The organism is Salmonella sp. SAL4457 (assembly GCF_046548235.1).
Taxonomy (GTDB): Bacteria; Pseudomonadota; Gammaproteobacteria; order Enterobacterales; family Enterobacteriaceae; genus Salmonella; species Salmonella enterica.
Map to the genome: position 1 here is coordinate 1 of NZ_JBGDZO010001361.1, position 235 is coordinate 235.

1 protein-coding gene is annotated in these 235 nt (G+C 68.5%); it reads right to left on the reverse strand.

What is annotated here, in order from left to right; translation table 11 throughout:
- Window positions 1-235, reverse strand: a 235-nt coding sequence (locus tag ACLJNW_RS28605; RefSeq protein WP_410962060.1) for an AMP-binding protein, incomplete at both ends; no start/stop codon positions are given.

Here is a 235-nt window from a genome sequence, read left to right on the forward strand (position 1 = left end):
AGCATGTCCAGCGAACGCTCCAGCGCCAGCCCGACCGGCACGTCCGCGCCAACGCCGCGAGCGATCAGGCAGTGCGCCAGGCGATTGGCCCGCGCATTCAGTTCGCCGTAGCTCAACCGTTGTTCGTCGAGGATCAGCGCAACCGCCTGTGGCCGTTGCCGCGCCTGCTCCTCGAAACGCTGCTGCAAGGTGCCCTGCACCGCGCACTCGCGCTGGGCCGGGTTCCATTCGGAGA